This window comes from Kitasatospora sp. NPDC004614 (assembly GCF_042873675.1).
GTDB lineage: Bacteria > Actinomycetota > Actinomycetes > Streptomycetales > Streptomycetaceae > Kitasatospora.
The window spans coordinates 99,877-124,055 of the sequence record NZ_JBIALR010000014.1; the positions used below are offsets into that span (position 1 = coordinate 99,877).

Consider the following 24,179-nt stretch of genomic DNA (forward strand, 5'->3'; position numbering starts at 1 on the left):
CCCTCCCCCGCAAGATTCGCGGGGAAGGGCCGTCGTACGACCTGAGGTCAGAGCAGGCCGAGGGCCGGCATCAGGTAGTAGAACGCGAAGACCGCGGCAACCGCGTACATCGGGATCGGGACGGTGCGGGCCCGGCCGGCGACCACGCGGAGGAGGCAGAAGGCGATGAAGCCGAAGCCGATGCCGTTGGTGATCGAGTAGGTGAACGGCATCATCGCGATGGTGAGGAAGGCCGGCATCGCGATGGTGTAGTCGGTCCAGTCGATGTCCTTGATCGAGTTCGCCAGGATCAGGAAACCGACGGTGACCAGCGCGGGCGTGGCGGCCTGGGCGGGGACCATGGTCGCCAGCGGGGTGAGGAAGAGCGCGATCATGAAGAGCGCGCCGGTGACGACGGACGCGAAGCCGGTGCGGGCGCCCTCGCCGACGCCGGCGGTGGACTCGACGAAGCAGGTGTTCGCGGAGGACGAGGTCGCGCCACCGGCGGCGGTCGCGATGCCGTCGATCATCAGGACCTTGTTGATGCCGGGCAGGTCGCCCTTCTCGTCGAGCAGGTGGGCCTCGTCGGCGACGCCGAGGATGGTGCCCATCGCATCGAAGAAGCAGCTCATCAGCACGGTGAAGACGAACAGGATGCCGGTCAGCACGCCGACCTTGGAGAAGCCGCCGAACAGGCTGACCTGGCCGACCAGACCGAAGTCGGGGGTGGCGACGGGGTTGCCGGGCCAGGCCGGGACGGTGAGGCCCCAGTGCTCGGGGGCGAGGTTCGCGAACTGCTGGATGATCACCGCGGCGGCGGTCATCACGGCGATCGAGATCAGGATCGCGCCGGGAACCTTGCGCACGACCAGCGCCATGGTGAGCAGCAGGCCGATGATGAAGATCAGGACCGGCCAGCCGTGCAGGTGGCCGCCGACGCCGAGCTGCAGCGGGACGGTGGTGTGGGCGGCGTCCGGGATGCGGGAGACGAAGCCGGAGTCGACCAGGCCGACCAGCGCGATGAACAGGCCGATGCCGATGGCGATGGCCTTGCGCAGCCCGAGCGGGACGGCGTTCATGACGCGCTCGCGCAGGCCGGTGGCGACCAGCAGCATGATCGCGATACCGGCCAGCACCACCATGCCCATGGCGTCGGGCCAGGTCATCTTGGGGGCGAGCTGGAGCGCCACGATGGTGTTGACGCCCAGGCCCGCGGCGAGACCGATCGGAACGTTGCCGATGACGCCCATCAGCAGGGTGGTCAGACCGGCGGTGAGCGCGGTCGCGGTGACCAGCTGGGCGCTGTTGAGGTGGGTGCCGTTCATGTCCGTGGCCGAGGCCAGGATGATCGGGTTGAGCACCAGGATGTACGCCATGGTGAAGAACGTGGCGACACCACCGCGGATCTCGCGGGGCAGCGTGGAGCCGCGCTCGGAGATTCTGAAGTAACGATCCAGCGCGCCGGACGAGGGCTGCGGCGCAGGCTGGGCGGGCTCGGGCGACGCGGTGGTCGACTGGGCCTGAGACATTCGGGCGTCCTCGATCGGGTGAGGCAAGGGTGGGGGGAGTTTCAGTATGGCGATCCCCGTCGTGGACGCGCCATCTTCGCGCGTAGAGCGAGGCCCTTACGATCCCCCCGCAACCCTCTTGCGATCAGCATCGGTCGAATACGAAACAGCGGCGCACCCGCCGGACCCCGCCGCCCGCCCTGGCCCGCCCCGTAGGCTAGGCGCATGCCCAAGACCGCGCTGCGCTCCGCTCCCCCGCCGCTCGAGGCGAACGACGTCGCCATTGTCGGCGCCGGCACGGTGCTGTGGTTCGTCGGTTTCGTGGTGCTGCTGCCGTTCCAGGGCTGGCTGTCCGACCACGACCACGGCAGCTGGCCGTGGATCTGCCTGTCCGGCGGCCTGCTCGGCCTGATCGGCCTGAAGTACTGCCGGGCCCGCCGGGACGCGATCCGCCGCGCCCGTGCCGCCGAGGCGGCGGAGAACTCCGACCAGAAGGTGTGACGCTCCACTCGTCCGGCACGAAACGGCCGAGGCACGGCGCAGCGCCCAAATCGCCCACCTAGAGTCGGTGCCATGACGCACCCAGCGGAAGGCACCGCCCCTGCGAGCCCCGGCGCGCACCCCTCCGGCGCGGGCGGGTCGTACCGACCCGGCCTGACGGCGGCCGAGGTGGCGGAGCGGGTCGCCCGCGGGCAGGTCAACGACGTGCCGGCGCGTTCCAGCCGCTCGGTGCGGGAGATCGTCCGGGCCAATGTGTTCACCCGGTTCAACGCGATCATCGGCGTGATGTTCGGCATCATCCTGGTGGTCGGCCCGATCCAGGACGGCCTGTTCGGCCTGGTCATCGTCGCCAACACGGCGATCGGCATCGTGCAGGAGCTGCGCGCCAAGAAGACCCTGGACAGCCTGGCACTGATCGGCGAGGCCCGCCCGCAGGTGCGTCGCGAAGGCGCGGCCGTCCAGGTCGCCACCAGCGAGATCGTGCTGGACGACACCGTGCTGCTCGGCGTCGGCGACAAGGTCGTGGTGGACGGCACGGTCACCGAGGCGGACGGCCTGGAGATCGACGAGTCGCTGCTGACCGGCGAGCCGGACCCAGTGCACAAGCACCCGGGCGACCACGTGATGTCGGGCTCGTTCGTGGTGGCCGGCGCGGGCGCGTTCACCGCGACCAAGGTCGGCCGGGAGGCGTACGCCGCCAAGCTCGCCGAGGAAGCCAGCAAGTTCACGCTGGTCAAGTCGGAGCTGCGCACCGGCATCGACCAGATCCTGCGGATCATCACGTACCTGCTGATCCCGACCGCGCTGGGCCTGATCATCAGCCAGCTCGCGGTGCAGCGCCACGACTGGCAGGAGGCCGTCCGCCGGATGGTGGCCGGCATCGTGCCGATGGTCCCGGAGGGCCTGGTGCTGCTGACCTCGGTGGCCTTCGCGATCGGCGTGATCCGGCTGGGCCGCAAGCAGTGCCTGGTGCAGGAGCTGCCCGCGATCGAGGGCCTGGCCCGGGTCGACACGGTCTGCCTGGACAAGACCGGCACCCTCACCGAGGGCGGCATGGACCTGATCGACCTGCGCCCGATCGGCGCCGCCGACAAGGCCCGGATCGCCGAGGCGCTCGGCGCGATCGGCGCGGCCGACACCCGCCCGAACCCGAGCATGCGGGCCGTCATCGACGCGTACGGGCCGCCGGAGGAGGGCCGCTGGCGGCTGCTGGAGGCGATCCCGTTCTCCTCGGCCCGCAAGTGGAGCGGCGTGCAGCTGCTGGAGCCGGGCGGCACCGAGGGCAGCTGGCTGCTGGGCGCCCCCGACGTGCTGCTGCCGACCGGGCATCCGGCGCTGGCCGAGGTCGACGAGCTCGGCGCGAAGGGCCTGCGGGTGCTGCTGCTGGGCCGCAGCCCGCTGCCGCTGGACGACCCCGACCCGGCAGCCCAGCTGGAGCCGCTCGCCCTGCTGGTGCTCCAGCAGCGGGTGCGCGAGGACGCCGCGGACACCCTGCGCTACTTCCGCTCGCAGGACGTCCGGGCGAAGGTGATCTCCGGCGACAGCGCGGTCTCGGTCGGCGCGGTCGCCGCCCACCTGGGCCTGCCCGGCGCGGAGACCGCGACGGACGCCCGCAAGCTGCCCACCGACCCCGAGCAGCTGGCCGAGGTCGCCGAGCGCACCGCGGTGTTCGGCCGGGTCACCCCGCAGCAGAAGCGGGCGCTGGTCGGCGCGTTGCAGTCGAAGGGCCACACGGTCGCGATGACCGGCGACGGCGTGAACGACGTGCTGGCGCTGAAGGACGCCGACATCGGCGTGGCGATGGGCACCGGCTCGGACGCGACCCGGGCGGTCGCGCAGATCGTGCTGCTGGACGACCGGTTCGCCACCCTGCCGTCGGTGGTCGCCGAGGGCCGCCGGGTGATCGGCAACATCGAGCGGGTGGCCGGGCTGTTCCTGGTGAAGACCGTCTACTCGGTGCTGCTGGCACTGCTGGTGGTGTTCACCCAGGTCCCGTACCCGTTCCTGCCCCGGCACTCGACGGTGCTGTCCTCGCTGACCATCGGCATCCCGGCGTTCTTCCTGGCCCTGGCCCCGAACAACGAGCGGGCCCGGACCGGGTTCGTGCGACGGGTGCTGCGGCTGGCGATCCCGGGCGGCATCATCTGCGGCACCGCCACGTTCGTCGCCTACGCGCTGGCCCGCGCCGACCACGCCACCGAGCTGAAGGCGGACACCTCGGTCGCCACCCTGACGCTGTTCATCTCCGCGATCTGGGTGCTGGCGATCGTCGCCCGCCCCTACACCTGGTGGCGGCTGCTGCTGATCGGCGCCATGTCCGGCGCGTTCGCGCTGGTGCTGGTAGTGCCGTGGCTGTCCGACTTCTTCCAGCTCCAGCTGGTCGGCTGGCGCGACCCCCTGATCGGCGTCGCGATCGCGGCGGTCGCCGGGTGTCTGCTGGAGATCACCTCGCGGGTGTTCGTCGAGAAGAACGTCGAGAAGAAGGAGGAGGCCCACGCGGCGTAGGCCTCCTCCCGGGGCGTCACTCGTAGTCGCGGGCCGCCAGCAGCTCGTACGCCCGGTCGGGCTCGGTGAGCGCGGCCAGGATCTCGAACCGGCGGTGCCACTGCTGGACGGACCAGGCGAGGCCGGCGGCCAGGCCCTCGGGCGTCGAGGCGTGCAGCAGTCCGGGCACCGGCGGCACCTCGAACTCGTCGTTCTCGTCGGCCTCGTCCGCGTCCTCGGGGTCGTAGGGCAGCTCGGGGGCGGTGGCGGCGGTGTCCCAGCGCCAGTCCACCCGGGCGTCCTCGCCGTCGGGGCCGACGACCAGCAGTTCCTCGTGCTCCTCGTACACGGCGGGGCAGCCGGGGAGCAGTTCGCGGACCACGGCGGGGGTGCGGTGCAGGGTGCCCTCGGAGAGCACCCGGCCGCCGGCCACCTCGCTGGCGAGCGAGACGTGCAGCCGCTCGGCGAGCGCGGGGGCGAGCGCGGGGTGGACGGGCAGCACCGGGTGGTCGTGCAGCAGCTCGACCAGGTCGGGGGCGTCGGCGACGACCGCGGCGGTGGCGTCGACGATCACCGTGCGGTCGTCCCGGCGGCCGGTGCCGCCGTCCAGCGGGGCCAGTGCCCGCACCACGTCCAGGCCCTCCACCCGCTCGGCCGGGAGGGCCGCCAACGCGCTGTAGACGCCGTGCAGTTGGCGGTGGGTGATGTCGGACAGCGGGTCGGTGAGGCGGTCGATCAGTTCCTCGGGGCCGTGCGGTTCGGCGAGCAGCGCGGCCAGCGTGGTGCGCACCCCGAGGGCGTGCAGGAACTGCGGGTCCAGGCTCGTCCGGGCCTCGTCGTACAGGCCGCGCAGCAGCGGGTCGGCGCCGGCCGCGCGCAGGCCGGCGGGCTCCCGGCCGTCCAGCACGGGGTGGTCGCGCAGCCACCAGGCGGTGTACGACGGCAGGTCGGTGTAGGTGCCGTCGGGCAGCAGGGTGCGCACCGGCGTGACGACGGCGTCCCGGTACGGGGGGCGGGCGAGCAGCGCGAGCGCCTCGGGCCAGGCGTCGTCGGCGACCAGGTCGAGGTCGCGGACGGCGAGCAGTTCGGCGGCGACCGGCGGGACACCCAACTCGCCCGCGTCGTCGGCGTGCAGGGCCTCCAGGGCGTCCTCGCACCAGTCGGCGAGGCCGTCGGGGGCCTCGTCGATCAGGCCGGTGGGGGCGCCGCCGGCCGCGCGGTCGGCGGGGGCGGTGGGGTCGAGGCGCTCCAGGTCGTCGGGGTCGAGCACGACGTCCTCGGCGCGCACCAGGGTGAACGTGGTGAGCACACCGGCCGCGGCCAGCACCTCCGGGCCCCAGCGCTCCAGCAGGTCCTCGTCCACGAACGCGGCGTCGTCCTCGCCCGCCAGGTTCGCCAACGGGCTTTCGGGAAGCAGCAGTTCGCCCGCCCGGGCGAGTTCGCCCTCGTCGTCGGGCAGCGCCAGCCGGGCCAGCCACGGGTACTCGCCGGGGGCCGGCGCGGCGGCCTTCACCACGGCCAACACGGCGTCCGCGAGGTCCACCGCGGCGTCGTAGTCGTCCTCGCCGAGCTCCAGCGAACGAGCAACGGCCGCGCGCAGTTCGGGGGTCTCCAGCAGGCCGCCGGGGGTGGCGGTGGCGGCGCCGAGCTTGGCCAGCAGCGGGTGCGCGGCCTCGGGGTGGGCGAGGCGCAGGTCGAGCAGGTCCAGGGCCTCGGCCAGCGACTCGGGGTAGCCCTCGAAGCCGGCCCAGTCGGCGGCGTCGGACGGCAGCAGGACCCGGCGCGGGCCGGTCACCGTACGGCCGTCGGCCAGTGGGACGGGCAGCGCGCCGAGCGCCTCCGGGTCGGCGCCGGCCAGTGCCGCGTACAGGCTCCGCCACCAGGCCGGATCCCGCTCCAGGCCGCCCAGCTGGTCGACCACCTCGGCCAGCGGCACCCGGCGCACCCCCAACGTGCGCAGCTCGGTGCGGCGCTCCAGGCCGGCCGGCAGCAGGCCGGGGAAGATCGGGGCGAGCGCCTCCACCACCGAGTGGTCGGCGCCCTCCAGCACCAGCGCGTCGCGCGGACGCAGCGCCGGGGTGCCCTCCTCGGTGCCGCGCGGGTGCGGCAGGAACGGCGTGCCGGGCAGGCGGTCCAGGATCGCGGTGCGCAGCGCGTTGTCGAGCGCGCTCCCGCCGAGCGGGGACGGCACCAGGTCCAGCGAGTGCGCGTCGGCGCCGCGGGCCCGCAGCAGCTCGACGAAGGCCTCGGCGGCGCGCTCGACCAGGAAGTCGGTCAGCGGGCCGGGCGCGACGTGCCGGCGGGTCGGGTCGAGCGGGAACGAGGCGATCAGCAGCGCGGGCACCCCGAGCGGCTCGTCGCTCGGCGTCGGGGCGTGCACCACGGCCGCGGTATCGGGCCGCTGCGGCCGGCCCTGCCCGTCCACCGGGACGGCCCAGGTCAGCGTCCACTGCGGCCGGGCCCGCTCCTCGGTGGTGCGGTCGGCCAGCAGCTCCGCCGAGGCCGTCCCGGACGCGCTGACGATCTGCCAGCCGGTGCTCCGCTCCCCGTCGGTGACGGTGACGACCGGCAGCTGCTCGGGCCGCGGCGCCCGCTCACCGCGGGTCAGCGTCCGCACGCCCTCGGCGGTCTCCACCACCACCTCGGCCAGGCCCGGCAGGGTCAGCAGCAGCGCGTCGTCGATCGCCGCCAGCAGCCGGCCCGTCAGGTCCTCGGCGGCACTGTCGCGCAGCGGCAGCACCACCACCGTGTCATAGCCCTCCGGGGCCTGCCCCTGCGCCGGGAACGGCAGCCGCAACAGCGGCACGTGCCCTTCCCGCCGCGTCAACTCCTCGGCCAGCTCCGGCCGTTGCGCGACCAGCGCCCGCGCCTCGACGAGCGACCAGCGCACCCCACCGGAGTGGCTCAGCACCGCCGGCTCGTCACTGACGGCCAGCACCGCGGAGAACCCCACGCCGAACCGCCCGACCACCGGCCGCTCGTCCCCACGCTTCGCGGACGCCCGCAGCGTGGACAACGACTCCACCGCCTCCGCGTCCAGCGGCGCCCCCGTGTTGGCCGCCGCCAGCACCCCGTCCCGCAACGTCAGCCGAAGCCGCCCGGCCACCCCCGCACGGGCCGCCGCATCGGCGGCGTTCTGCGCCAGCTCGACGACCAGCCGATCCCGGTACCCCCCGAGCGCCAGCTCCTCCTCGGCGTTCGCATCCTCCCGGAATCTCGCCGGCGCAGCCGTCCACGCAGCCACCACGGTGTGCCGCAGCCGAGCCGTGTCGAACACATCCGGCCCCTCGGGTGCCGCCGCGCTGCCGATGATCCGAGACTCCACGTGCCGAGCCGCCCTTCGCGTGGTCTGCGTAACGACTCGGCATTCTGCCAGGGGCCAACGACGGCAAGAGCCACAAGCAGGGAGCGCAACCAGGGGCGCGGGGAACTGCGCGAAGCGGAAGGCACCCCACCGCAAGATCGCGACGCAGGACAATGACCTGCACTTGATCGCGACCTTGCGGACGTGGTGAGCGCTTGTCGCGCAGTTCCCCGCCCCTGTTCTCGCGCCCGCTACGAGTGCCCGAGCTCCTCAGCGGGAGCGTCCGGCTCGACGGAGCCCGAGTCGCGGTCCGCGTGGATGTGCAGCGGCTCGACCACCGTCTCGTCGAGGATCAGCTCGGACGGCACCGGCGGAGCCGGCAGCACCGCGGCCTCGGAGTGCGCGCCGCAGCCGTACGCGAGCGAGACGACCTGGCCGTCGGCAGGACTGAACTCGTTGCCGCAGACGCCGAACGCCTGCCCGAGCGAGCCGCCGATCGGCACCAGGAAGCCGCAGGTGCTGCAGGAGGCGGGTGCGGACTGCGCCATCGGCGTCTGAGGTCCGTACGCGGTCTCCCAGCGTTCGGCGGCCTGGTGCAGGCCCCTCCGGGAGAGCACGCGGGGGCGGCCGAAGCCCAGCTCGTCGGCCACGGCACCGATCTCGGCGCGGGCCGGCGGCGGCTGGATCCCGGCCTCGGTGATCACCAGGTCGTCCTCGGCGGCTTCGACCAGCACCGAGTTCGGGGCGGGCTCGTCCTCGCCGGTCCAGCCGGGCTCCAGGCGCAGGTCGTCCGCGCCGGTGGGCAGCAGGTCGCCGGGGCCGAGGTCGCCGGGCAGCAGGCGCTCGCTCCACGGCACCCACTGGGGGGCGAGGACGGCGTCGGGGCCGGGCAGCAGTGCGATCTCGTCGAGCGTGACGTTCTTGGCGCGCGGGGCGCGGGCCACGGTCACCGCCCAGTGCCAGCCCCGGTAGGCGGGGTCGAGGCACTCGAAGGTGTGGGTGACCAGGCGCTCGGCGTCGGCGTTGGCCTTCACGTGGGAGCCGACGACGGACTCTCCGACGCTCTCCACGGCTGCCTGGCGGGCGAGCTCGACGGCCTCGGCACAGAGCCGGTCAGGGGTACGGCTTCGCATCGCAGCACTCACGGCGTCGGTTCTCTCCCAGTCCTGTCATCCTGCGGTCTGTCCCGAGACGGCCCCCGCACAGGGCGGGCTCGCGCCGGTTGCCGCTGCCACGTCACCAGAGCAACCCCCGCTGACGCGGGACCGATCTATTCTGCTCGACCGGGGACCGCTCCGTGGCCGGGCCGCGCCGCCCCGGTCGGCCACCCCCTGCGCAGGCCGGGCAGGCGCGTAGTGCAGGCTACCCGCCGGTCGGCGGTGGAGCACAGTCCGGGGCCGCGGGGACGGGCGCGCCGCGCCCGTGGCAATCACTCGTACGGCGTGCGTTTGTCGGGCAGGATGGGCTTGTGGCGGAGGAGAACCCGCCGCAGCACGGACTGCGCCCCGGGCAGGACGAGAGCCGGCCGGAGCCGTCGAACGCGCCGCGGCAGCATCCCGTAGCCCCCGGCGAGCCGGAGGCGGACGAGCCACGCCCGACCGCGCGCCAGGAGGACGCGAAGGAACCTCCGACGGTGAAGCCGCGCGGGGTGTGGGCGCGGGGCGCGTCGGCGGCGGGGGCGCGCACGGGGCGGGTGGTGCACGGCACGGGGCGGCGGATCCGGCGGGCGACGTCGGCGGAGGGCGCGGGCGAGTCGGGCCTGGCGAAGCTGATCGAGCTGCACGCGCTGAATTCGTTCGGCGACATGCTGATCACGGTGGCGTTGGCGTCGACCATCTTCTTCTCGGTGCCGACCGGCGAGGCCCGCGGCCGGGTGGCGCTCTACCTGGTGATCACGATGGCGCCGTTCGCGGTGCTGGCCCCGGTGATCGGCCCGCTGCTGGACCGGTTGCCGAACGGCCGGCGTTCCGCGATGGCGATGGCGATGCTGGCCCGGGCGGTACTGGCCTGGGTGATGGCGGGTCTGGTACCCGGCGGCGGGCTGGCGCTGTATCCGACGGCGCTGGGTGTGCTGGTGGCGTCGAAGGCGTACGGGGTGGTGCGCAGCGTGGTGGTGCCGCGGCTGTTGCCGGCCCAGTTGTCGTTGGTGAAGGCGAACTCGCGGGTCACGCTGGCGGGTCTGGTGGCGACGCTGGTGGCGGGCGGGGTGGGCGGGCTGCTGCACCTGATCGGGCCGGACTGGCCGCTCCGCGGGGCGTTCGTGGTGTTCGTGATCGGCACCCTGATGGCGTTTCACCTGCCGCACCAGGTGGATTCGGCGAAGGGCGAGCAGCGGGCGGAGTTGCTCGCGGAGCCGTCCGAGGCGCGTCCGAAGGGGGTGCTGCGGGCGGTCGGGCCGTCGGTGATCATGGCGCTGCGCGGGGTGGCGGGGCTGCGCTGGCTGGTCGGGTTCCTGGTGATGTTCCTGGCGTTCCTGATCCGCAAGAACCCGCCGGGCGGGCTGCCGGAGACGGTGGCGCTGGGCGCGGTCGCGGCGGCGGCGGGTCTGGGCAACGCGCTGGGTTCGGTGCTGGGTTCGTGGCTGCGCACCCGCGGTTCCGAGTTGACGGTGACGGTGATGCTGGCGCTGGCGACGCTGGCGGCGGGTGCGGCGGCGCTCTGGTACGGCATCGTGACGGTGACGGTGGTGGCGGCGGCGGCGGGCATGGCGGCGTCGCTGGCGAAGCTGGCGCTGGACGCGCTGATCCAGCGTGATGTGCCGGAGGCGGTGCGCACGTCGGCGTTCGCCCGCTCGGAGACGGCGCTTCAGCTGAGCTGGGTGGTGGGCGGCGTGGTGGGCATCTCGCTGCCGTTGAACGCGGAGCTGGGTCTGTGGCTGGCGGCGGGGGTGACGGCGGCGATGCTGCTGTGGACGTTCCGGTCGCTGCTGCGGATCGGGCCGCGCCGGTCGGCGGCCCGTCCGCGCGTGGCGTAACCTCGCGCGACTCGGCCACCCCGCTGTTACGTGATCACGGAAGGCGAGTAGCCTCTTGCGCATGAGCCTCAGCACCAGCGTCACCGCCGGACTCGCAGCCGCCACCGTCGTCGGTGCCGGCCTCGTCGGTTTCGGCGTCTACCAGGCCGTGGACAACGGCAAGCCGCCCAAGAACGAGGCCACGCTGGTCGTCGGCACCTCGTCGGTCCGGGCGGAGCCGACCTGCTACAACGGCGGCAAGGCGATCTCCGACGCCGAGCTCGCCAAGTGTGCCCAGCAGGCCTCGAAGGACTCCGAGCAGAAGAAGCTCACCAACCTGGACGTGCGCGCGAGCGACCGCGTCGGCGTGGGCGTGCCGAAGGACCTGGCGGACAAGGGCTGGTACGCGTTCACCGGCTCGGGCCAGAACCGCGCCCCGATCATCACCGACGCCAGCGGCCGGACCTACTCGGGTTCGGTGTCGGCCTCCGGTCTGATGACCAGCGACGAGACGACCATGGTGACGGTCGCCGCGGTCGACAAGGACACCAACGAGTACTACGCGGTGTGGTTCTTCAACATGAACAACCAGAAGAGCTGAATCTCCGGTCGATGACCGCTGAGCGTCCCGACGAGCAGTCCGGCCCCGCCGCCGGACTGCTCGTCGTTGTTGCCGTGCCCGCGGAGGCCGAGGCGGTCCGCCGGGGTCTGGGCGAGGGCGCGCCGGTCGAGGTGCTGGCGGCGGGCGTCGGCCCGGCCGCCGCGGCGGCCGGTACGGCGGTGGCGCTGGCCCGCGGCCGGTTCCGGCTGGTGCTGTCGGCGGGCATCGCGGGCGGTTTCGCGCCCGCCGCGCCGACCGGGTCGCTGGTGGTGGCGGACGCCTTGGTGGCGGCCGATCTGGGTGCCGAGACGCCGGACGGCTTCGCCGACGTCACCGAGCTGGGCTTCGGCACGGTGCGGCACGCGGTTCCGGGCGGTGTGGTGGAGCTGGTCGCGGCGGCCACCGGCGGTGCGGTCGGCGAGGTGCTGACGGTCTCCACGGTGACGGGTTCGGCGGCGCGCGCCGAGCAGCTGAGGGCGCGTCATCCGCGGGCGCTGGCCGAGGCCATGGAGGGGTTCGGGGTGGCCGAGGCGGCCGCCCGTTTCGGGCTCGCGGCGGGGGAGCTGCGGGCCGTGTCCAACGCCGTCGGGCCGCGCGACCGCGCGGCGTGGCGGATCGGTGAGGCGCTGGCGGCCCTGGAGCGGGCCTTCGCGGCGCTGCCGGTGTCCCGTCTGCTCCAGGAGGTCTGACCCCATGGCCGAGCCGCTGAGTGTCGCCTACTCGCCCTGCCCGAACGACACCTTCGTCTTCCACGCCTGGGCGCACGGCCAGGTCGCCGGCGCGGACGCCCCCGAGGTGCGGTTCGCGGACATCGACATCACCAACGGGCTGGCCGAGCGCGGCGAACTGGACGTCCTGAAGATCTCCTACGGCCAGCTGCCGTGGGTGCTGGACGAGTACGCGCTGCTGCCGTGCGGCGGGGCGCTCGGCCGCGGCTGCGGGCCGCTGGTGCTGACCGCCGGGCCCATCGACGCGGCCGGGCTGGCCGGGCGGCGGGTGGCGGTGCCGAGCGAGCGTTCGACCGCGTATCTGCTGTTCCGGCTGTGGGCGGCCGAGGCGGTGCCGGGCGGGTTCGGCGAGATCGTGGTGCTGCCGTTCCACGAGATCATGCCGGCCGTCCGGGACGGCCGGGTGGACGCCGGGCTGGTGATCCACGAGGCCCGGTTCACGTACCAGCAGTACGGCCTGCACTGCCTGGCCGACATGGGCGAGGCGTGGGAGGCGGCGACCGGGCTGCCGATCCCGCTGGGCGCGATCGTGGCCCGGCGCTCGCTGGGCGCCGAGCGGCTGCGCGAACTCGCCGCCACCGTGCGCTCCTCGGTCCGGCAGGCCTGGGCGGACCCGGCGGCCTCCCGGGAGTACGTGCTGGCGCACGCCCAGGAGATGGACCCGGCCGTCGCCGAGCAGCACATCGGCCTGTACGTCAACGAGTTCACCGCCGACCTCGGCGAGGACGGCTACGCGGCGGTGCGCGGCCTGCTCACCCGGGCCGCCGAACAGGGACTCGTCCCCGCCGTCGACCCGGGCGCGCTGGCGTTCCCCTGAGCCCGCGTCACACGTCGAACTGGTCGGCGATCGCGCGCAATACCATGGCGATCTTCTGGCCCTCCGGCTTGCTGGGGTAGCGGCCGCGCTGCAGGCCGGGCAGGACGCTGTCCAGCTTGGTGATCAGGTCCTGCACGATCGGGGCCATGTCGTCGGCGCTCTTGCGGTTGGCCACGGCCAGCGACGGCAGCGCGTCCAGCAGCGTCACACTCATCGCCTGGTCGCCGCGGTGCCCCGCGGCGATGCCGAACTCGACGCGCTGCCCCGGCCTCAGGGTGGTGACGCCCGCGGGCAGCGCCTTGGTGTGGACGAAGACCTCGCCGCCGTCGTCGCGCGACAGGAAGCCGTAGCCCTTCGTCTCGTTGAACCACTTGACCTGGCCGGTGGGCATCTCGAAAAGTCCTCGGTGTCGGGTGCGAGCGACCTCGTCGGGTCGCGGATGGATGTGCGGCTCGGCTGCCGGAACTGGCGGCCGGTGCCACTCAGTGCGGCAATGATCCCTCAGCGTGCGCCTCAGCGGCGACGGGATTCCGGACCGGGGTGCGGCCGTGCCTCGCGCCTGTCGCGCCCTCCATCGGTCCACACCCCCCATCGGTTCCGGGCGGGTTACTCGTGGACCAGCCGCTGGTCCGCCCGCGCGATGGCTGCATACCCGGCCCCGACGAGGGTCGAAACTCTTCGCGCGCACCGAGTTGCGCGCAGTGACGCCGGGCCGGTCAGGAGGGGTTGGCCAGGTGCTCGCCGAGCCAGCCGAGCGAGGCCGGGAGCATCCGCGACCAGGTGTTGAAATTGTGCCCGCCGGTGTCCAGCGTGATCGCGCTGACGGTGGTCGCGGTGCCCTTGGCGGCGGCCCGGAACCGCTCCGTCTCGGAGAAGTAGTCGCCGTCGCCCTCGCGGCTGCCGCCGACCAGCAGCGCGGTGCCCGGCGCGGGCAGGTGCGCGAGGCGCCAGTTCAGGTCGGCCTCCTCGCGGCGCTGCTGGTCGCCGCCGAACAGGTCGCCGGTGGTCGGGTCGTCGGCGGCCTTGTAGTAGCCGGACAGCGACACCGCCGCGGAGAACACCTCCGGGTGACGCATCGCCAGCTTCAGCGCGCAGTACCCGCCGGTGGAGTTGCCGATCACGCCCAGGCTGCCCGGGCCCTCCGCGATCCGGTACGACGATCGCAGCGCGGCCGGCACGTCGGCGCTGAAGTAGCGGTCGGACTGCGGGCCGCCCGGCACGTCCTCGCACTCGGTGTCGCGGGGCATCGCCGGGGACGGGCGCATCAGCACCAGGACCGTCGGCTTGGCCTTGCCCTCGGTGCTGAGCTTCAGCTGCACCGCCGGGTAGTTCAGCTTGGTGATCAGGTTCTTGGCGTCGCCGGGGAAGCCGGTGATGGCGATCGCCGCCGGGAAGTGCTTGTCCCGGAAGGCGGGCTGGAAGTACTGCGGCGGCAGGTACACGTAGCCCTCGGTGGACAGGCCGGTGGCCGCGCCGGGCAGCCGGACCTTCTCCAGCCGCCCGACCTGCGCCGGGTCGCGGCCCATCGCGCCGGTGTCGCGGACGTTCTCCGAGCTGATCTTCTCCACACCCTTGGTGCGGCCCAGCATCTGGTTCTGGATGGTCACCGGGCCGTCTTCGTTGGTGCCCAGCAGGTCGGCCCAGCTGCTGTAGAAGGCGAAGTAGTTGTTGGCCACCAGACCCAGGGTGCACATCACGGCAAGCTGGGTGCCGATGATGGTGCCCAGCCGGCCCAGCACCGCCTGCCAGCTCTTTTTGGCCAGTCGGGGCCACAACCAGACGGTGCCCGCGATCATCAGTGCGGAGAAAAGTGCCGACAGCGCAAGCACCTTGTGACTGGTAAGACCCATGACCGCGCGCGACCTCGCTCCCCGCCGTTTTCCCCCGGAGGATCAGAATGCCTGAGAGTTTCCTGGGAACCCTGAGCGTTCAGGTGGAGCGCGAACCGTCACGCCCCCGCCGATCGGCGGGGGCGTACGTGGGAAACTGGCACAAAAGACCGCACGAAGGAGTGCAGAAGTGACCCGTCAGTCCCGCGACGCCGGCGACACCCTGGTCCGCGTCGGCGGAGTGGTGTTCGTCCTCGGCACGCTCGCCGTCATCGCCACCTTCGTGCCGTACGTCCTGGACCTGCCGCGCCTGCCGTCCATCGCCTGGGGCCTGTCCATGATGATGCCGTTCGGGCTGCTGGTGACGCTGGTCGGGCTGTTCGTCACCGCCCGCACCGAGTCCCGCCGCCGGCGCGCCGCCCGGGAGGCCGCCGCCGCGCGCTGACCGGCCCGTCAGGCCAGGTGCGCGGACAGCCAGCCGGGGAACTCGGTGAGGTCGCCCAGCACCACGTCCGCGCCCGCCGCGGCCAGTTCGGCGGCGCTGTACGGGCCGGTGGCCACGCCCACCGCGACGGCCTCGGCGGCCCGGGCGCCCCGGATGTCGCCCAGGTGGTCGCCGACGTAGACGTTCGCGCCGTGCGCGCGCAGCGCCTCGCCCTTGCCCTCCGCCCACAGGTCGCCGAGCAGCACGTCCACCTCCAGCCCCATGCCGTCCAGGTGCCGGCGCGCGTTCGGCTCCCACTTGCCGGTGATCACCAGCACCCGGCCGCCGACCGCCCGCACCGCCGCGACCGCCGCCAGCGCCCCGGGCAGCTCCAGCGCCACGGGCACCGCGTGCTCCACGTACAGCTCCCGGTAGCGGGCGACCATCGCGTCCAGCTGCTCCGCCGGGAACCAGTGCGCCAGCTCCTGCGCCAGCGGCGGACCCAGCCGGCTCGCCGCCAGCTGGGAGTCGATGAAGGTGCCGGTCTCGGCAGAGAGCACGTCGTAGGTGTCCTTGATGCCCGGGCGGGTGTCGAGGAGTGTCATGTCGAGGTCGAAGCCGACGGTGAGAGCCATGCGCTCCAGCGTAACCAGCCGCCGTTTCCGGCCGGAAAAACCGGATGTACAGCTACATTGCGGACATACTGCCGAGCTCCCCACCGGAGGTCCCTGGTGCCGCCCGTCTCCCGCCGCGCCGCCCTCGCCGGGCTCGGCGCCGCCCTGCTCACCGGCTGCGGCCCGCACGCCCTGCCCGCCGGGCCGCCGCCGCAGACCGCCACCGGCTCCGCGCCGCCCTCACCCACGCCCAGCCCGACGCCCAGTGTCACCGTCAACGGCGCGGACGGGGCGGTCGCCGTCCCCGGCGGGGCGACCCGGGTGATCGCCCTCGACACCGCCGAACTGGACTCCGCGATCACCCTCGGTATCCCGCCCGTCGGCGCCGCCAAGGCCCCGCTCGACCCCGGCCTGCCCGACTACTGGCCGCCCTCCTGGCTGGCCAGGATCACCGTGGTCGGCGACATCGGCGACCCGCCCGTCCCGGCGGCCATTGCCCAGCTGCGCCCGCAGCTGATCCTCTCCAACCGCACCCGCGACGCCGCCCACCTCGACACCCTGCGCGGCCTCGCCCCGACCGTGCTCACGCAGACCACCGGCGCGCCCTGGAAGGAGAACTTCCAGCTGCACGCCGCCGCCCTCTACCGCCACGAACAGGCCGCCGCCGTGGTCGCCGCCTACGCCCGCCACCTCGACCAGGCCACCCGGGCGCTCGCCTCCGCCGGCCTCACCGGGCAGCGCGTCAGCCTGGTCCGATTCGTCGAGGACTCCCCCACCGTCCGCCTGTACGCCCGGCAGAACTTCCCCGGCAGCGTCCTCACCGACCTCGGACTGCCCCGGCCCGACCCGCAGAACACCGACCAGTTCGCCGTCGAGACCGCCCCCGACCAGCTCTCCGCCGCCGACGGCGACCTGCTGTTCTACTCCGGCTACGGCCACCCCGACCGCAACGGACTGGGCGCCGCCCTCGCCTCCCCCGCCTGGCAGTCCCTCGGCGCCGTCCGCGCACACCGGGCCTTCCCGGTGAACGACCAGCTCTGGTTCCAGGGCATCGGCTACACCGGTGCGCACTTCCTGATCGCCGAACTGCTCCACCTGCTCGGCGCGAGCTGAGACGCCTGCCGGCCGATACGACAGTCGGACCCCGAACGGATCACCGCGCGGGCACCTCGCTGCTAGGCCTTGCGGCGGCGCAGCGTCACCGCCAGCAGGAACAGCGCCGTCAGTACCGCCGCCGCCCGCAGGACGTCCGGGGCGGCTGCCCAGGTGGCGTGGCCGGCGTCGGTGCCCGGGGTCAGGGGGGTGCCCCAACGGCCCTTCTCGCGGCCCCAGTTCCATATCGTCAGACCGGTCACCGTGATCAGCGGGATGCCCAGGACGGCGAACTTCTTCAGCAGGTCGGACAGGCCGCTCGACAGGTAGGCCACGCCCCAGCCCGCCAGCATCACCAGCAGCGAACCCGTCACCGCGCCGGCCACCAGCAGCACCGCGCCGAGCACCAGCAGCGGCGCGGGCCGCCGGGCCCCGCCGCCCGTCGCCGGGGCCTCGGCGGGGGCGGCCTCCGGCGCGGGTGCGGGCTGCGGCTTGCCGAACAGGGCGCGCAGGGCACGCATCGCCAGCCCCGGGCGCGGCTCGGCCGGGGGCTCGGGTTCGGGTTCGGGCTCCGGCTCGGGCGTGGCCTTCGGCTCCGGTTCGGGTTCCGGCTCCGCCGGCAGGTCGAAGTACACCTCCGTCCAGCCGGGGAACACCGAGGTGACGTCGGCGCGGCCGCGTCCCTCCGCCCAGTGCGCGGCCCGCTCCACCTCGTCCGCGGACGGCCCGGGCGGCAGCTCGAACTCGACGGGGGGCGGCACCGGCTTGTCGAACTCGACGGGGCGCCGCGGCGGGGGTGCCGCCGGCATCGGCGGGACGGCCGGTACCGGCGGCGGCTCCGCCGCCTGCGCGGGCACGTACACGCTGTCCCCGCCGTCCGAACCCTCCGCCGACCCGCCCTCGCGCCACCACGAGCCGCCCGCCATCGCCCCGCCACCCGCCCTCACGTCGTACTTCCCGCCGCATCGAGACGGTACCCACCCGCGGCCGCCCGAAGCGAGCCCGCTCCACTGGCCGTTGGGCCCGGACTGCCCCGGTTTCGCCGGGAGTTCTTCCGCCGTTCTGGGCCTCGGCCGGGGGCGTTGACTAGGCTGGACCGGATGACCGCACCGCGCGCCGCCCGCACAGGCGCCCCCCGCACGCTGGCCGAGGAACTCCGCGGCCGGGAGGACGACGCTGTCGCCGCGCTGCTCCGGGCCCGTCCCGACCTGCTGAACCCGGTGCCGACCGACCTCACCCAGCTGTCCGCCCGGCTCTCCAGCCGGGCGTCCGTGCTGCGCGCGCTGGAACGGCTCGACCGCTTCACCCTGCAGACCGTCGAGGCGCTGGCCGCCGCCCCAGAGGGCGCGTCCGAGACCGCGGTGCGCAACCTGCTGGCCGGGCCCGCCCGGGTCAAGCCGCACCCCGGCGCCGAGCCGGTGGACCGCGCCGCCGTCACCGCCGCGCTCCCCGGCGCGCTCGCCCGGCTGCGCGAACAGGCCCTGATCTGGGGCCCGGACTCGTCACTGCGGCTGGTCCTCGCCGTCCGCGAGGCACTCGCCCCGAGCGCCGCCAACCCGGGCCGCACCGGTCTCGGCCCGACCCTCGCCGAGGCCACCGTCGGCATGTCGCCCGCCCGCCTCCAGCAACTGCTGGCCGGCGCCGGACTGCCGCCCACCCCCGACCCGGTCACCGCCGTCGCCGCGCTCACCGCCCTGCTCGGCGACCGCAAGCGCCTGACCGCGCTGCTCGACCAGGCCCCGCCCGCCGCCGTCGGCCTGCTGGAACGCCTGGTCTGGGGGCCGCCCACCGGCACCGTCCCGGACGCCGCCCGGCAGGTCACCGCCGACGACGCGCGCGGCCCCGTCGAATGGCTGCTCGCCCGCGGCCTGCTGCTGCCGTCCAGCCCCACTTCCGTGGTGCTGCCCCGCGAACTCGCCCTGCACCTGCGCGGCGGCCGCACCCACCGCACCGTCGAACCCGCCCCGCCCGCCGTCGCCCCCGTCGTCACCCGCGACCCCGCGATGGTCGACCGCACCGCCGCCGGGCAGGCCGCCACCGCCGTCCGCACCCTCGAAGAGCTCCTCGAAGCCTGGAGCGTCACCCCGCCGCCCACCCTGCGGGCCGGCGGCCTCGGCATCCGCGACCTCAAGCGCGCCGCGACCCTGCTCGAAAGCTCCGAGTCCGACGCCGCGTTCTGGCTCGAACTCGCCCACACCGCAGGCCTGTTGGCCCCCGACGGCGAGATCGACGAGGTGTGGGCGCCGACCCCCGCGTACGACCAGTGGCGGCAGCAGGACACCGCCGAACGCTGGACCCTGCTCGCCCGCACCTGGCTCACCGCCACCCGCGTCGGCCGCCTGACCGGCACCCCCGACAGCAAGGGCCGGCCGCGCGCCGCCCTCGGCCCCGAACTCGACCGCACCCTCGCCCCGTCCGTCCGCCGCGCCACCCTCACCCGGCTCGCCGAACAGCCCCCCGGCACCGCCGCCGGCGCCGACGCCGTCCTGCCCGCCCTGCGCTGGCACCGCCCCCTGCGCGGCGGCCCCACCGGCCCCGACGGCCACGACCTGCGCGAGACCCTCACCGGCTGGACCCTGCACGAGGCCGAACTGCTCGGCATCACCGGCCGCGGCGCGCTCGCCGCCCCCGCCCGCGCCCTGCTCGCCGGCGCAGACCCCACCGCCGTCCTCGCCCCGCTGCTGCCCGAACCCCTCGACCACGTCATCCTGCAGCCCGACCTCACCGCGATCGCCCCCGGCCCGCTGCTCACCCCGCTCGCCCAGGCACTGGCACTCTGCGCCGACATCGAGTCCAAGGGCGGCGCGACCGTCTACCGCTTCACCCCCGAAACGATCCGCCGCGCCCTCGACGCCGGACGCACCGCCGCCGACCTGCAAGGCTTCCTCGGCCGGCACTCCCGCACGCCCGTCCCGCAGCCGCTCGCCTACCTGATCGACGACGTCGCCCGCCGCCACGGCGTCCTGCGGGTCGGCGCCGCCTCCTCCTACCTGCGCTGCGACGACCCCCAACTGCTCGGCGAAGTCCTCGCCGACCGGCGCGCCGCCGAGCTGCGCCTTCGCCTGCTCGCCCCCACCGTGCTCGCCGCCCAGGCCCCGCCGGACACCCTGCTCACCGTGCTGCGCACCATGGGCTACGCGCCCGCCGCGGAGTCCGCCGAAGGCGACGTCGTGATCACCCGCCCCGACGCCCGCCGCACCCCGCCACGCGCCGCGCCCACCCCTGTCCCCGACGGCCCCGCCCGCCCCGACGACACCCTGCTCACCGCCGCCGTCCGCGCCATCCGGGCCGGCGACCGCGCCGCGACCGCTCCCCGCAAGGACGCTGTCGCGGGCCCCGCGAACGCGGTCGTCCCGCGCACCGCCGCCGCCGACACCCTCGCCTCCCTGCAGACCGCCGTCCTCCTCGGCGAACGCATGTGGATCGGCTACCTCAACGCGGAAGGCCTCTCCTCCCAGCGCGTCATCGACCCAGTCAAGGTCGAGGGCGGCTTCGTCACCGCCTACGACCACCTCTCCGACGAGGTCCGCACCTTCGCCCTCCACCGGATCACCGGCGTGGCCGAGGTCGACGACTAGGCAGTCGGGCCATACAGCTACTTGCCCGCGTGCTGCTTCGCCTCGTCCTCCGCCTTCTGCTTCTTCGCCTCCTCCACGATCGCGTGCGTGTCCGGCATCTTCGGCTCCACGCCGGTGAGCAGGCCGGTGCCGGTGAAGGCGAGGGTGCCGAGGAGGCCGCCGGGCTGGCCGACGTCGGCGACCTGGTCGAGGGCCGGGCTTTCGCCGGCGGCGCTCGCGGGGGCCGCGCCGAGGGTGGTGGCGAGGGCGGCGCCGGAGAGCGCGAGGCCTGCCAGGAATCGGTTGCGCATGGTCATGGCCTGCCCAACGAGCCGGCCGCCTGGCGGTCACTGTTGCGGGGGGCCGGGCTCCGCTTGACGATCTGCGCCGGGCGTCTCACGGGTGGCCGTTAGACTGCGGAGCGGCCGGGGGTGGGAGGGCTTCACCCGTGCCGGAAGCGGGCCTTCGCCGGCCCCCGACAGGACCGGAGCCGTGACCATTTCCTCCGCTCTGAAGTCCCCGGTCGCCCGTGCGGCGACGGGCCGTGTGGCCGGGGTCCGCTTGACCCGCCGGCGCCGGACGGCCCTGTTCACCGTGCTGAGTTTCGCGGTCTGTCTGGCGCTGGGCGTCCAGCAGTGGACGTCGCTCCAGCTGGGCGGTTTCGACCTGGGGATCTTCGACCAGGGCGTGCGCGGTTACGCGCATTTCGGGCTGCCGGTGTCGACGTTGAAGAGCGTGCACCACGAGTTCCCGCCGGGCTTCTCGTTGCTGGGCGACCACTTCTCGCCGGTGCTGGCGCTGCTCGCGCCGCTGTACTGGGTGTGGGACGACCCGCGGATGCTGCTGGTCGGGCAGGCGGCGCTGTTCGCGGCGGGTGTTCCGCTGGTGCGCCGGATCGCGAGCCGGGCGTTCGCGGGTGCCGATGCGCGGGTCCGTACCCGGGTGATGGACGGCGCGGCGCTGGTGTACGGGCTGGGCTGGCCGTTGCTGATCTCCTCGCGCGGCGGGTTCCACGAGGTGGGCTTCGCCGTCCCGCTGTTCCTGCTGCTGTTCGAACGGGCGGGGGCGCGGCGCTGGGGGTGGGCGGCGCTCGCGGCGCTGCTGCTGTGTGCGACCAAGGAGGACCTGGGGCTGGCGGTCGGGGCGTTCGGCGCGGTGCTGCTGTGGCGTGAGCGCGGCGGCACGGACCGGTGGGCGAAGGTGCTGGGCTGGTCGCTGCTGGTGTGCGGTCCGCTGGCTGCGGCGGTGGAGATCGCGTACGTGATACCGGCGATGGGCGGCGAGCCGGGCTACTACTGGAACTACGGGCAGCTCGGTGCGGACGGCGGCGAGGCGCTGCGGCACGTGCTCGGCAATCCGTGGCTGCTGGTGGAGTCGGCGTTCTCCAGTCCGCTGAAGCCGATGCTGCTCGGCTGGCTGGTGCTCACCACGGCGGCTCTGCCGTTCCGCTCGGCGACCATGCTGGTCGCGTTGCCGCTGCTGGCGGAGCGGATCCTGTCCGACAATCCGAACCACTGGTCGATCGCCCGGCACTACGACGCGTTCCTGTGGCCGATCCTGGTCACGGCCGCGATCGAGACCCTGGGCGTTCTGTGGGCGCGCGGGCAGCGCCGGCAGGTCCGCCGGCTGGGGGCGCTCGCGGCCGTGCTGTCGCTCGCCGCCTCGGCCTCGCTCGGTCTCTACCACCTGGTCCTGCCGTACGAGTGGCAGCCGAAGGCTCCGACGGCGGCGCTGGCCCGGGCGGCGAAGCTGATCCCGGACGGCGCCACGGTGGAGGCCGACAACCAGGTCGCGCCGCGGCTGACCAACCGCACCCACGTGATGCTGGCGGACGGCACTCCGCGCGGCCAGGAGTACGTCATCCTGCGGTACACCCAGCGCGCCTTCCCGTTCCAGAAGGACCCGGACCAGGCCGCCTACCGCGCCTTCCTGCTCGCCCACGGCTACCAGGAGCTGTTCGACCAGGACGGCGTCACCCTGCTGCGGCACACCGGCACCGACCCCGTCCCCGGCACCCACCTCCCCGGCCCCGGCTCCACCCCGTACCAGGAGGTCATCCCCCCGGACGTCGGCCACAACTTCTTCCTCGGCTGACGGCCTCGCCGCACGATGCGGCACACTGGAGGTTTGGCCCCGCGCGGAAGGGATGCACAGGCGTGAACGGACCGCTGATCGTGCAGAGCGACAAGACGCTGCTGTTGGAGATCGACCATCCGCAGGCGGCGGAGTGCCGGCGGGTGATCGCGCCGTTCGCCGAGCTGGAGCGGGCGCCGGAGCACATCCACACCTACCGGGTGACGCCGCTGGGGCTGTGGAACGCGCGGGCGGCGGGGCACGACGCCGAGCAGGTGGTGGACGCGCTGGTGACGTACTCGCGCTACCCGGTGCCGCACGCGCTGCTGGTGGACGTCGCGGACACCATGGCGCGGTACGGGCGGCTGCAGTTGCAGAAGCACCCGGTGCACGGGCTGGTGCTGTCCACCACGGACCGGCCGGTGCTGGAGGAGGTGCTGCGGTCGAAGAAGATCGCGCCGCTGGTCGGGGCCCGGGTGGACCCGGACACGGTGGTGGTGCACCCGTCGGAGCGCGGCCAGATCAAGCAGGTGCTGCTGAAGCTGGGCTGGCCGGCCGAGGACCACGCCGGGTACGTGGACGGCGAGGCGCACCCGATCCACCTGGAGGAGGACGGCTGGGAGCTGCGCCCGTACCAGCGGCACGCGGTGGACGGGTTCTGGCACGGCGGCTCCGGCGTCGTGGTGCTGCCGTGCGGCGCCGGCAAGACGCTGGTGGGTGCGGCGGCGATGGCGGAGGCCAAGTCGACGACGCTGATCCTGGTGACCAACACCGTCTCGGCCCGGCAGTGGAAGCACGAGCTGATCAAGCGGACCTCGCTGACCGAGGACGAGATCGGCGAGTACAGCGGGGCCCGCAAGGAGATCCGCCCCGTGACCATCGCCACCTACCAGGTGATGACCACCAAGCGGAAGGGCGTGTACGCGCACCTGGAGCTGTTCGACGCCCGCAACTGGGGCCTGGTGGTGTACGACGAGGTGCACCTGCTGCCCGCGCCGGTGTTCAAGTTCACCGCCGACCTGCAGGCGCGCCGCCGGCTCGGTCTGACGGCGACGCTGGTGCGCGAGGACGGCCGCGAGGGCGACGTGTTCTCGCTGATCGGTCCGAAGCGCTTCGACGCCCCGTGGAAGGAGATCGAGGCGCAGGGCTACATCGCGCCCGCCGACTGCTGCGAGGTGCGGGTGACGCTGTCCGACTCGGAGCGGCTGATGTACGCGACCGCCGAGCCGGAGGAGAAGTACCGGTTCTGTTCGACCACGGTGACCAAGCGCCGGGTGGTGGAGCGGCTGGTGGAGAAGCACAAGGGCGACCAGACGCTGATCATCGGCCAGTACATCGACCAGCTGGACGAGTTGGGCGAGGCGCTGAACGCCCCGGTGATCAAGGGTGAGACCTCGAACGCGCAGCGCGAGAAGCTGTTCGACGCGTTCCGGTCGAAGGAGATCAGTGTGCTGGTGGTCTCCAAGGTCGCGAACTTCTCGATCGACCTGCCGGAGGCCACCGTGGCCATCCAGGTGTCGGGCACGTTCGGCTCCCGCCAGGAGGAGGCGCAGCGGCTGGGCCGGGTGCTGCGGCCGAAGGCGGACGGGCACGCGGCGCACTTCTACTCGGTGGTCGCCCGGGACACCGTGGACCAGGACTTCGCGGCGCACCGCCAGCGGTTCCTCGCCGAGCAGGGCTACGCGTACCGGATCGTCGACGCCGACGACCTGTAG

At 73.8% G+C, this 24,179-nt stretch carries 19 protein-coding genes; 11 read left to right on the top strand and 8 right to left on the bottom strand.

Going from position 1 to position 24,179, the window contains the following annotated elements; all coding sequences use genetic code 11:
• Positions 1-47: 47 nt before the first annotated feature.
• A complete protein-coding gene (locus ACFYST_RS25815; protein WP_387638565.1) occupies positions 48-1,508 on the bottom strand; it encodes an NCS2 family permease in 1,461 nt (486 codons plus the stop codon).
• Between the two features lie 204 nt (positions 1,509-1,712).
• Here ACFYST_RS25815 and ACFYST_RS25820 point away from each other — a divergent pair, with 204 nt between their 5' ends.
• Positions 1,713-1,988, top strand: a complete 276-nt coding sequence (locus ACFYST_RS25820) for a DUF2530 domain-containing protein (protein ID WP_387638567.1) — start codon at positions 1,713-1,715, stop codon at positions 1,986-1,988.
• 72 nt (positions 1,989-2,060) lie between these two features.
• Positions 2,061-4,493, top strand: a complete 2,433-nt coding sequence (locus ACFYST_RS25825; protein WP_387638570.1) for an HAD-IC family P-type ATPase — start codon at positions 2,061-2,063, stop codon at positions 4,491-4,493.
• Between the two features lie 16 nt (positions 4,494-4,509).
• Here the strand turns inward: ACFYST_RS25825 and ACFYST_RS25830 are convergent, their stop codons facing one another.
• The gene (locus tag ACFYST_RS25830; protein ID WP_387865776.1) at positions 4,510-7,749 is read right to left on the bottom strand and encodes a sacsin N-terminal ATP-binding-like domain-containing protein; all 3,240 of its coding nucleotides are present in this window, start codon (positions 7,747-7,749) and stop codon (positions 4,510-4,512) included.
• 278 nt (positions 7,750-8,027) lie between these two features.
• Positions 8,028-8,909 carry a DUF3027 domain-containing protein gene (locus tag ACFYST_RS25835; RefSeq protein ID WP_387638576.1) on the bottom strand — a complete coding sequence of 294 codons (882 nt, stop codon included), beginning with the start codon at positions 8,907-8,909 and terminating at the stop codon, positions 8,028-8,030.
• Positions 8,910-9,409: 500 nt separating this feature from the next.
• Between ACFYST_RS25835 and ACFYST_RS25840 the strand changes: the two genes are divergently transcribed.
• The 4 genes from ACFYST_RS25840 to ACFYST_RS25855 all read left to right on the top strand — a co-directional run bounded on the left by ACFYST_RS25840 (position 9,410) and on the right by ACFYST_RS25855 (position 12,875).
• On the top strand, positions 9,410-10,750 hold the full coding sequence (locus ACFYST_RS25840; protein WP_387865904.1) for an MFS transporter: 1,341 nt from the start codon (positions 9,410-9,412) through the stop codon (positions 10,748-10,750).
• Between the two features lie 61 nt (positions 10,751-10,811).
• Entirely contained in the window at positions 10,812-11,330 is a 519-nt protein-coding gene (locus ACFYST_RS25845; RefSeq protein WP_387865778.1) for a hypothetical protein, read from the top strand.
• A gap of 11 nt (positions 11,331-11,341) precedes the next feature.
• Positions 11,342-12,019, top strand: a complete 678-nt coding sequence (locus tag ACFYST_RS25850) for a futalosine hydrolase (RefSeq protein WP_387865781.1) — start codon at positions 11,342-11,344, stop codon at positions 12,017-12,019.
• Positions 12,020-12,023: 4 nt separating this feature from the next.
• Complete coding sequence (locus ACFYST_RS25855) at positions 12,024-12,875, top strand: 1,4-dihydroxy-6-naphthoate synthase (RefSeq protein WP_387638584.1); 852 nt, start codon at positions 12,024-12,026, stop codon at positions 12,873-12,875.
• A 7-nt stretch (positions 12,876-12,882) separates the two neighbouring features.
• Here ACFYST_RS25855 and ACFYST_RS25860 read toward each other — a convergent pair whose 3' ends face one another.
• Together ACFYST_RS25860 and ACFYST_RS25865 are read right to left on the bottom strand one after the other, a co-directional pair.
• Positions 12,883-13,266: a cold-shock protein gene (locus ACFYST_RS25860; protein WP_387638587.1), complete on the bottom strand. Its 384-nt coding sequence runs from the start codon at positions 13,264-13,266 to the stop codon at positions 12,883-12,885.
• A gap of 325 nt (positions 13,267-13,591) precedes the next feature.
• On the bottom strand, positions 13,592-14,725 hold the full coding sequence (locus ACFYST_RS25865; protein ID WP_387865784.1) for an alpha/beta hydrolase: 1,134 nt from the start codon (positions 14,723-14,725) through the stop codon (positions 13,592-13,594).
• A 169-nt stretch (positions 14,726-14,894) separates the two neighbouring features.
• Here ACFYST_RS25865 and ACFYST_RS25870 point away from each other — a divergent pair, with 169 nt between their 5' ends.
• Complete coding sequence (locus ACFYST_RS25870; protein ID WP_387865787.1) at positions 14,895-15,149, top strand: hypothetical protein; 255 nt, start codon at positions 14,895-14,897, stop codon at positions 15,147-15,149.
• An 8-nt stretch (positions 15,150-15,157) separates the two neighbouring features.
• Here the strand turns inward: ACFYST_RS25870 and ACFYST_RS25875 are convergent, their stop codons facing one another.
• A complete protein-coding gene (locus tag ACFYST_RS25875) occupies positions 15,158-15,763 on the bottom strand; it encodes an HAD family hydrolase (protein WP_387638595.1) in 606 nt (201 codons plus the stop codon).
• Between the two features lie 96 nt (positions 15,764-15,859).
• Here ACFYST_RS25875 and ACFYST_RS25880 point away from each other — a divergent pair, with 96 nt between their 5' ends.
• On the top strand, positions 15,860-16,855 hold the full coding sequence (locus ACFYST_RS25880) for an ABC transporter substrate-binding protein (RefSeq protein ID WP_387865790.1): 996 nt from the start codon (positions 15,860-15,862) through the stop codon (positions 16,853-16,855).
• A gap of 62 nt (positions 16,856-16,917) precedes the next feature.
• Here the strand turns inward: ACFYST_RS25880 and ACFYST_RS25885 are convergent, their stop codons facing one another.
• On the bottom strand, positions 16,918-17,781 hold the full coding sequence (locus tag ACFYST_RS25885; protein WP_387865792.1) for a hypothetical protein: 864 nt from the start codon (positions 17,779-17,781) through the stop codon (positions 16,918-16,920).
• A gap of 153 nt (positions 17,782-17,934) precedes the next feature.
• Between ACFYST_RS25885 and ACFYST_RS25890 the strand changes: the two genes are divergently transcribed.
• Entirely contained in the window at positions 17,935-20,412 is a 2,478-nt protein-coding gene (locus ACFYST_RS25890; protein WP_387638604.1) for a helicase-associated domain-containing protein, read from the top strand.
• 17 nt (positions 20,413-20,429) lie between these two features.
• Here the strand turns inward: ACFYST_RS25890 and ACFYST_RS25895 are convergent, their stop codons facing one another.
• On the bottom strand, positions 20,430-20,702 hold the full coding sequence (locus ACFYST_RS25895; RefSeq protein WP_387638607.1) for a hypothetical protein: 273 nt from the start codon (positions 20,700-20,702) through the stop codon (positions 20,430-20,432).
• 181 nt (positions 20,703-20,883) lie between these two features.
• Between ACFYST_RS25895 and ACFYST_RS25900 the strand changes: the two genes are divergently transcribed.
• Positions 20,884-22,485 carry a DUF2079 domain-containing protein gene (locus ACFYST_RS25900; protein ID WP_387865795.1) on the top strand — a complete coding sequence of 534 codons (1,602 nt, stop codon included), beginning with the start codon at positions 20,884-20,886 and terminating at the stop codon, positions 22,483-22,485.
• Between the two features lie 62 nt (positions 22,486-22,547).
• Positions 22,548-24,179: a DNA repair helicase XPB gene (locus ACFYST_RS25905; RefSeq protein WP_387638612.1), complete on the top strand. Its 1,632-nt coding sequence runs from the start codon at positions 22,548-22,550 to the stop codon at positions 24,177-24,179.

Bases quoted from the DNA above. Each gene is read 5' to 3' on its own strand.
- ACFYST_RS25815 (WP_387638565.1), bottom strand. From the start codon at position 1,508: ATGTCTCAGGCCCAGTCGACCACCGCGTCGCCCGAGCCCGCCCAGCCT.
- ACFYST_RS25820 (WP_387638567.1), top strand. From the start codon at position 1,713: ATGCCCAAGACCGCGCTGCGCTCCGCTCCCCCGCCGCTCGAGGCGAAC.
- ACFYST_RS25825 (WP_387638570.1), top strand. From the start codon at position 2,061: ATGACGCACCCAGCGGAAGGCACCGCCCCTGCGAGCCCCGGCGCGCAC.
- ACFYST_RS25835 (WP_387638576.1), bottom strand. From the start codon at position 8,909: ATGCGAAGCCGTACCCCTGACCGGCTCTGTGCCGAGGCCGTCGAGCTC.
- ACFYST_RS25845 (WP_387865778.1), top strand. From the start codon at position 10,812: ATGAGCCTCAGCACCAGCGTCACCGCCGGACTCGCAGCCGCCACCGTC.
- ACFYST_RS25850 (WP_387865781.1), top strand. From the start codon at position 11,342: ATGACCGCTGAGCGTCCCGACGAGCAGTCCGGCCCCGCCGCCGGACTG.
- ACFYST_RS25855 (WP_387638584.1), top strand. From the start codon at position 12,024: ATGGCCGAGCCGCTGAGTGTCGCCTACTCGCCCTGCCCGAACGACACC.
- ACFYST_RS25860 (WP_387638587.1), bottom strand. From the start codon at position 13,266: ATGCCCACCGGCCAGGTCAAGTGGTTCAACGAGACGAAGGGCTACGGC.
- ACFYST_RS25865 (WP_387865784.1), bottom strand. From the start codon at position 14,725: ATGGGTCTTACCAGTCACAAGGTGCTTGCGCTGTCGGCACTTTTCTCC.
- ACFYST_RS25875 (WP_387638595.1), bottom strand. From the start codon at position 15,763: ATGGCTCTCACCGTCGGCTTCGACCTCGACATGACACTCCTCGACACC.
- ACFYST_RS25890 (WP_387638604.1), top strand. From the start codon at position 17,935: ATGACCGCACCGCGCGCCGCCCGCACAGGCGCCCCCCGCACGCTGGCC.
- ACFYST_RS25895 (WP_387638607.1), bottom strand. From the start codon at position 20,702: ATGCGCAACCGATTCCTGGCAGGCCTCGCGCTCTCCGGCGCCGCCCTC.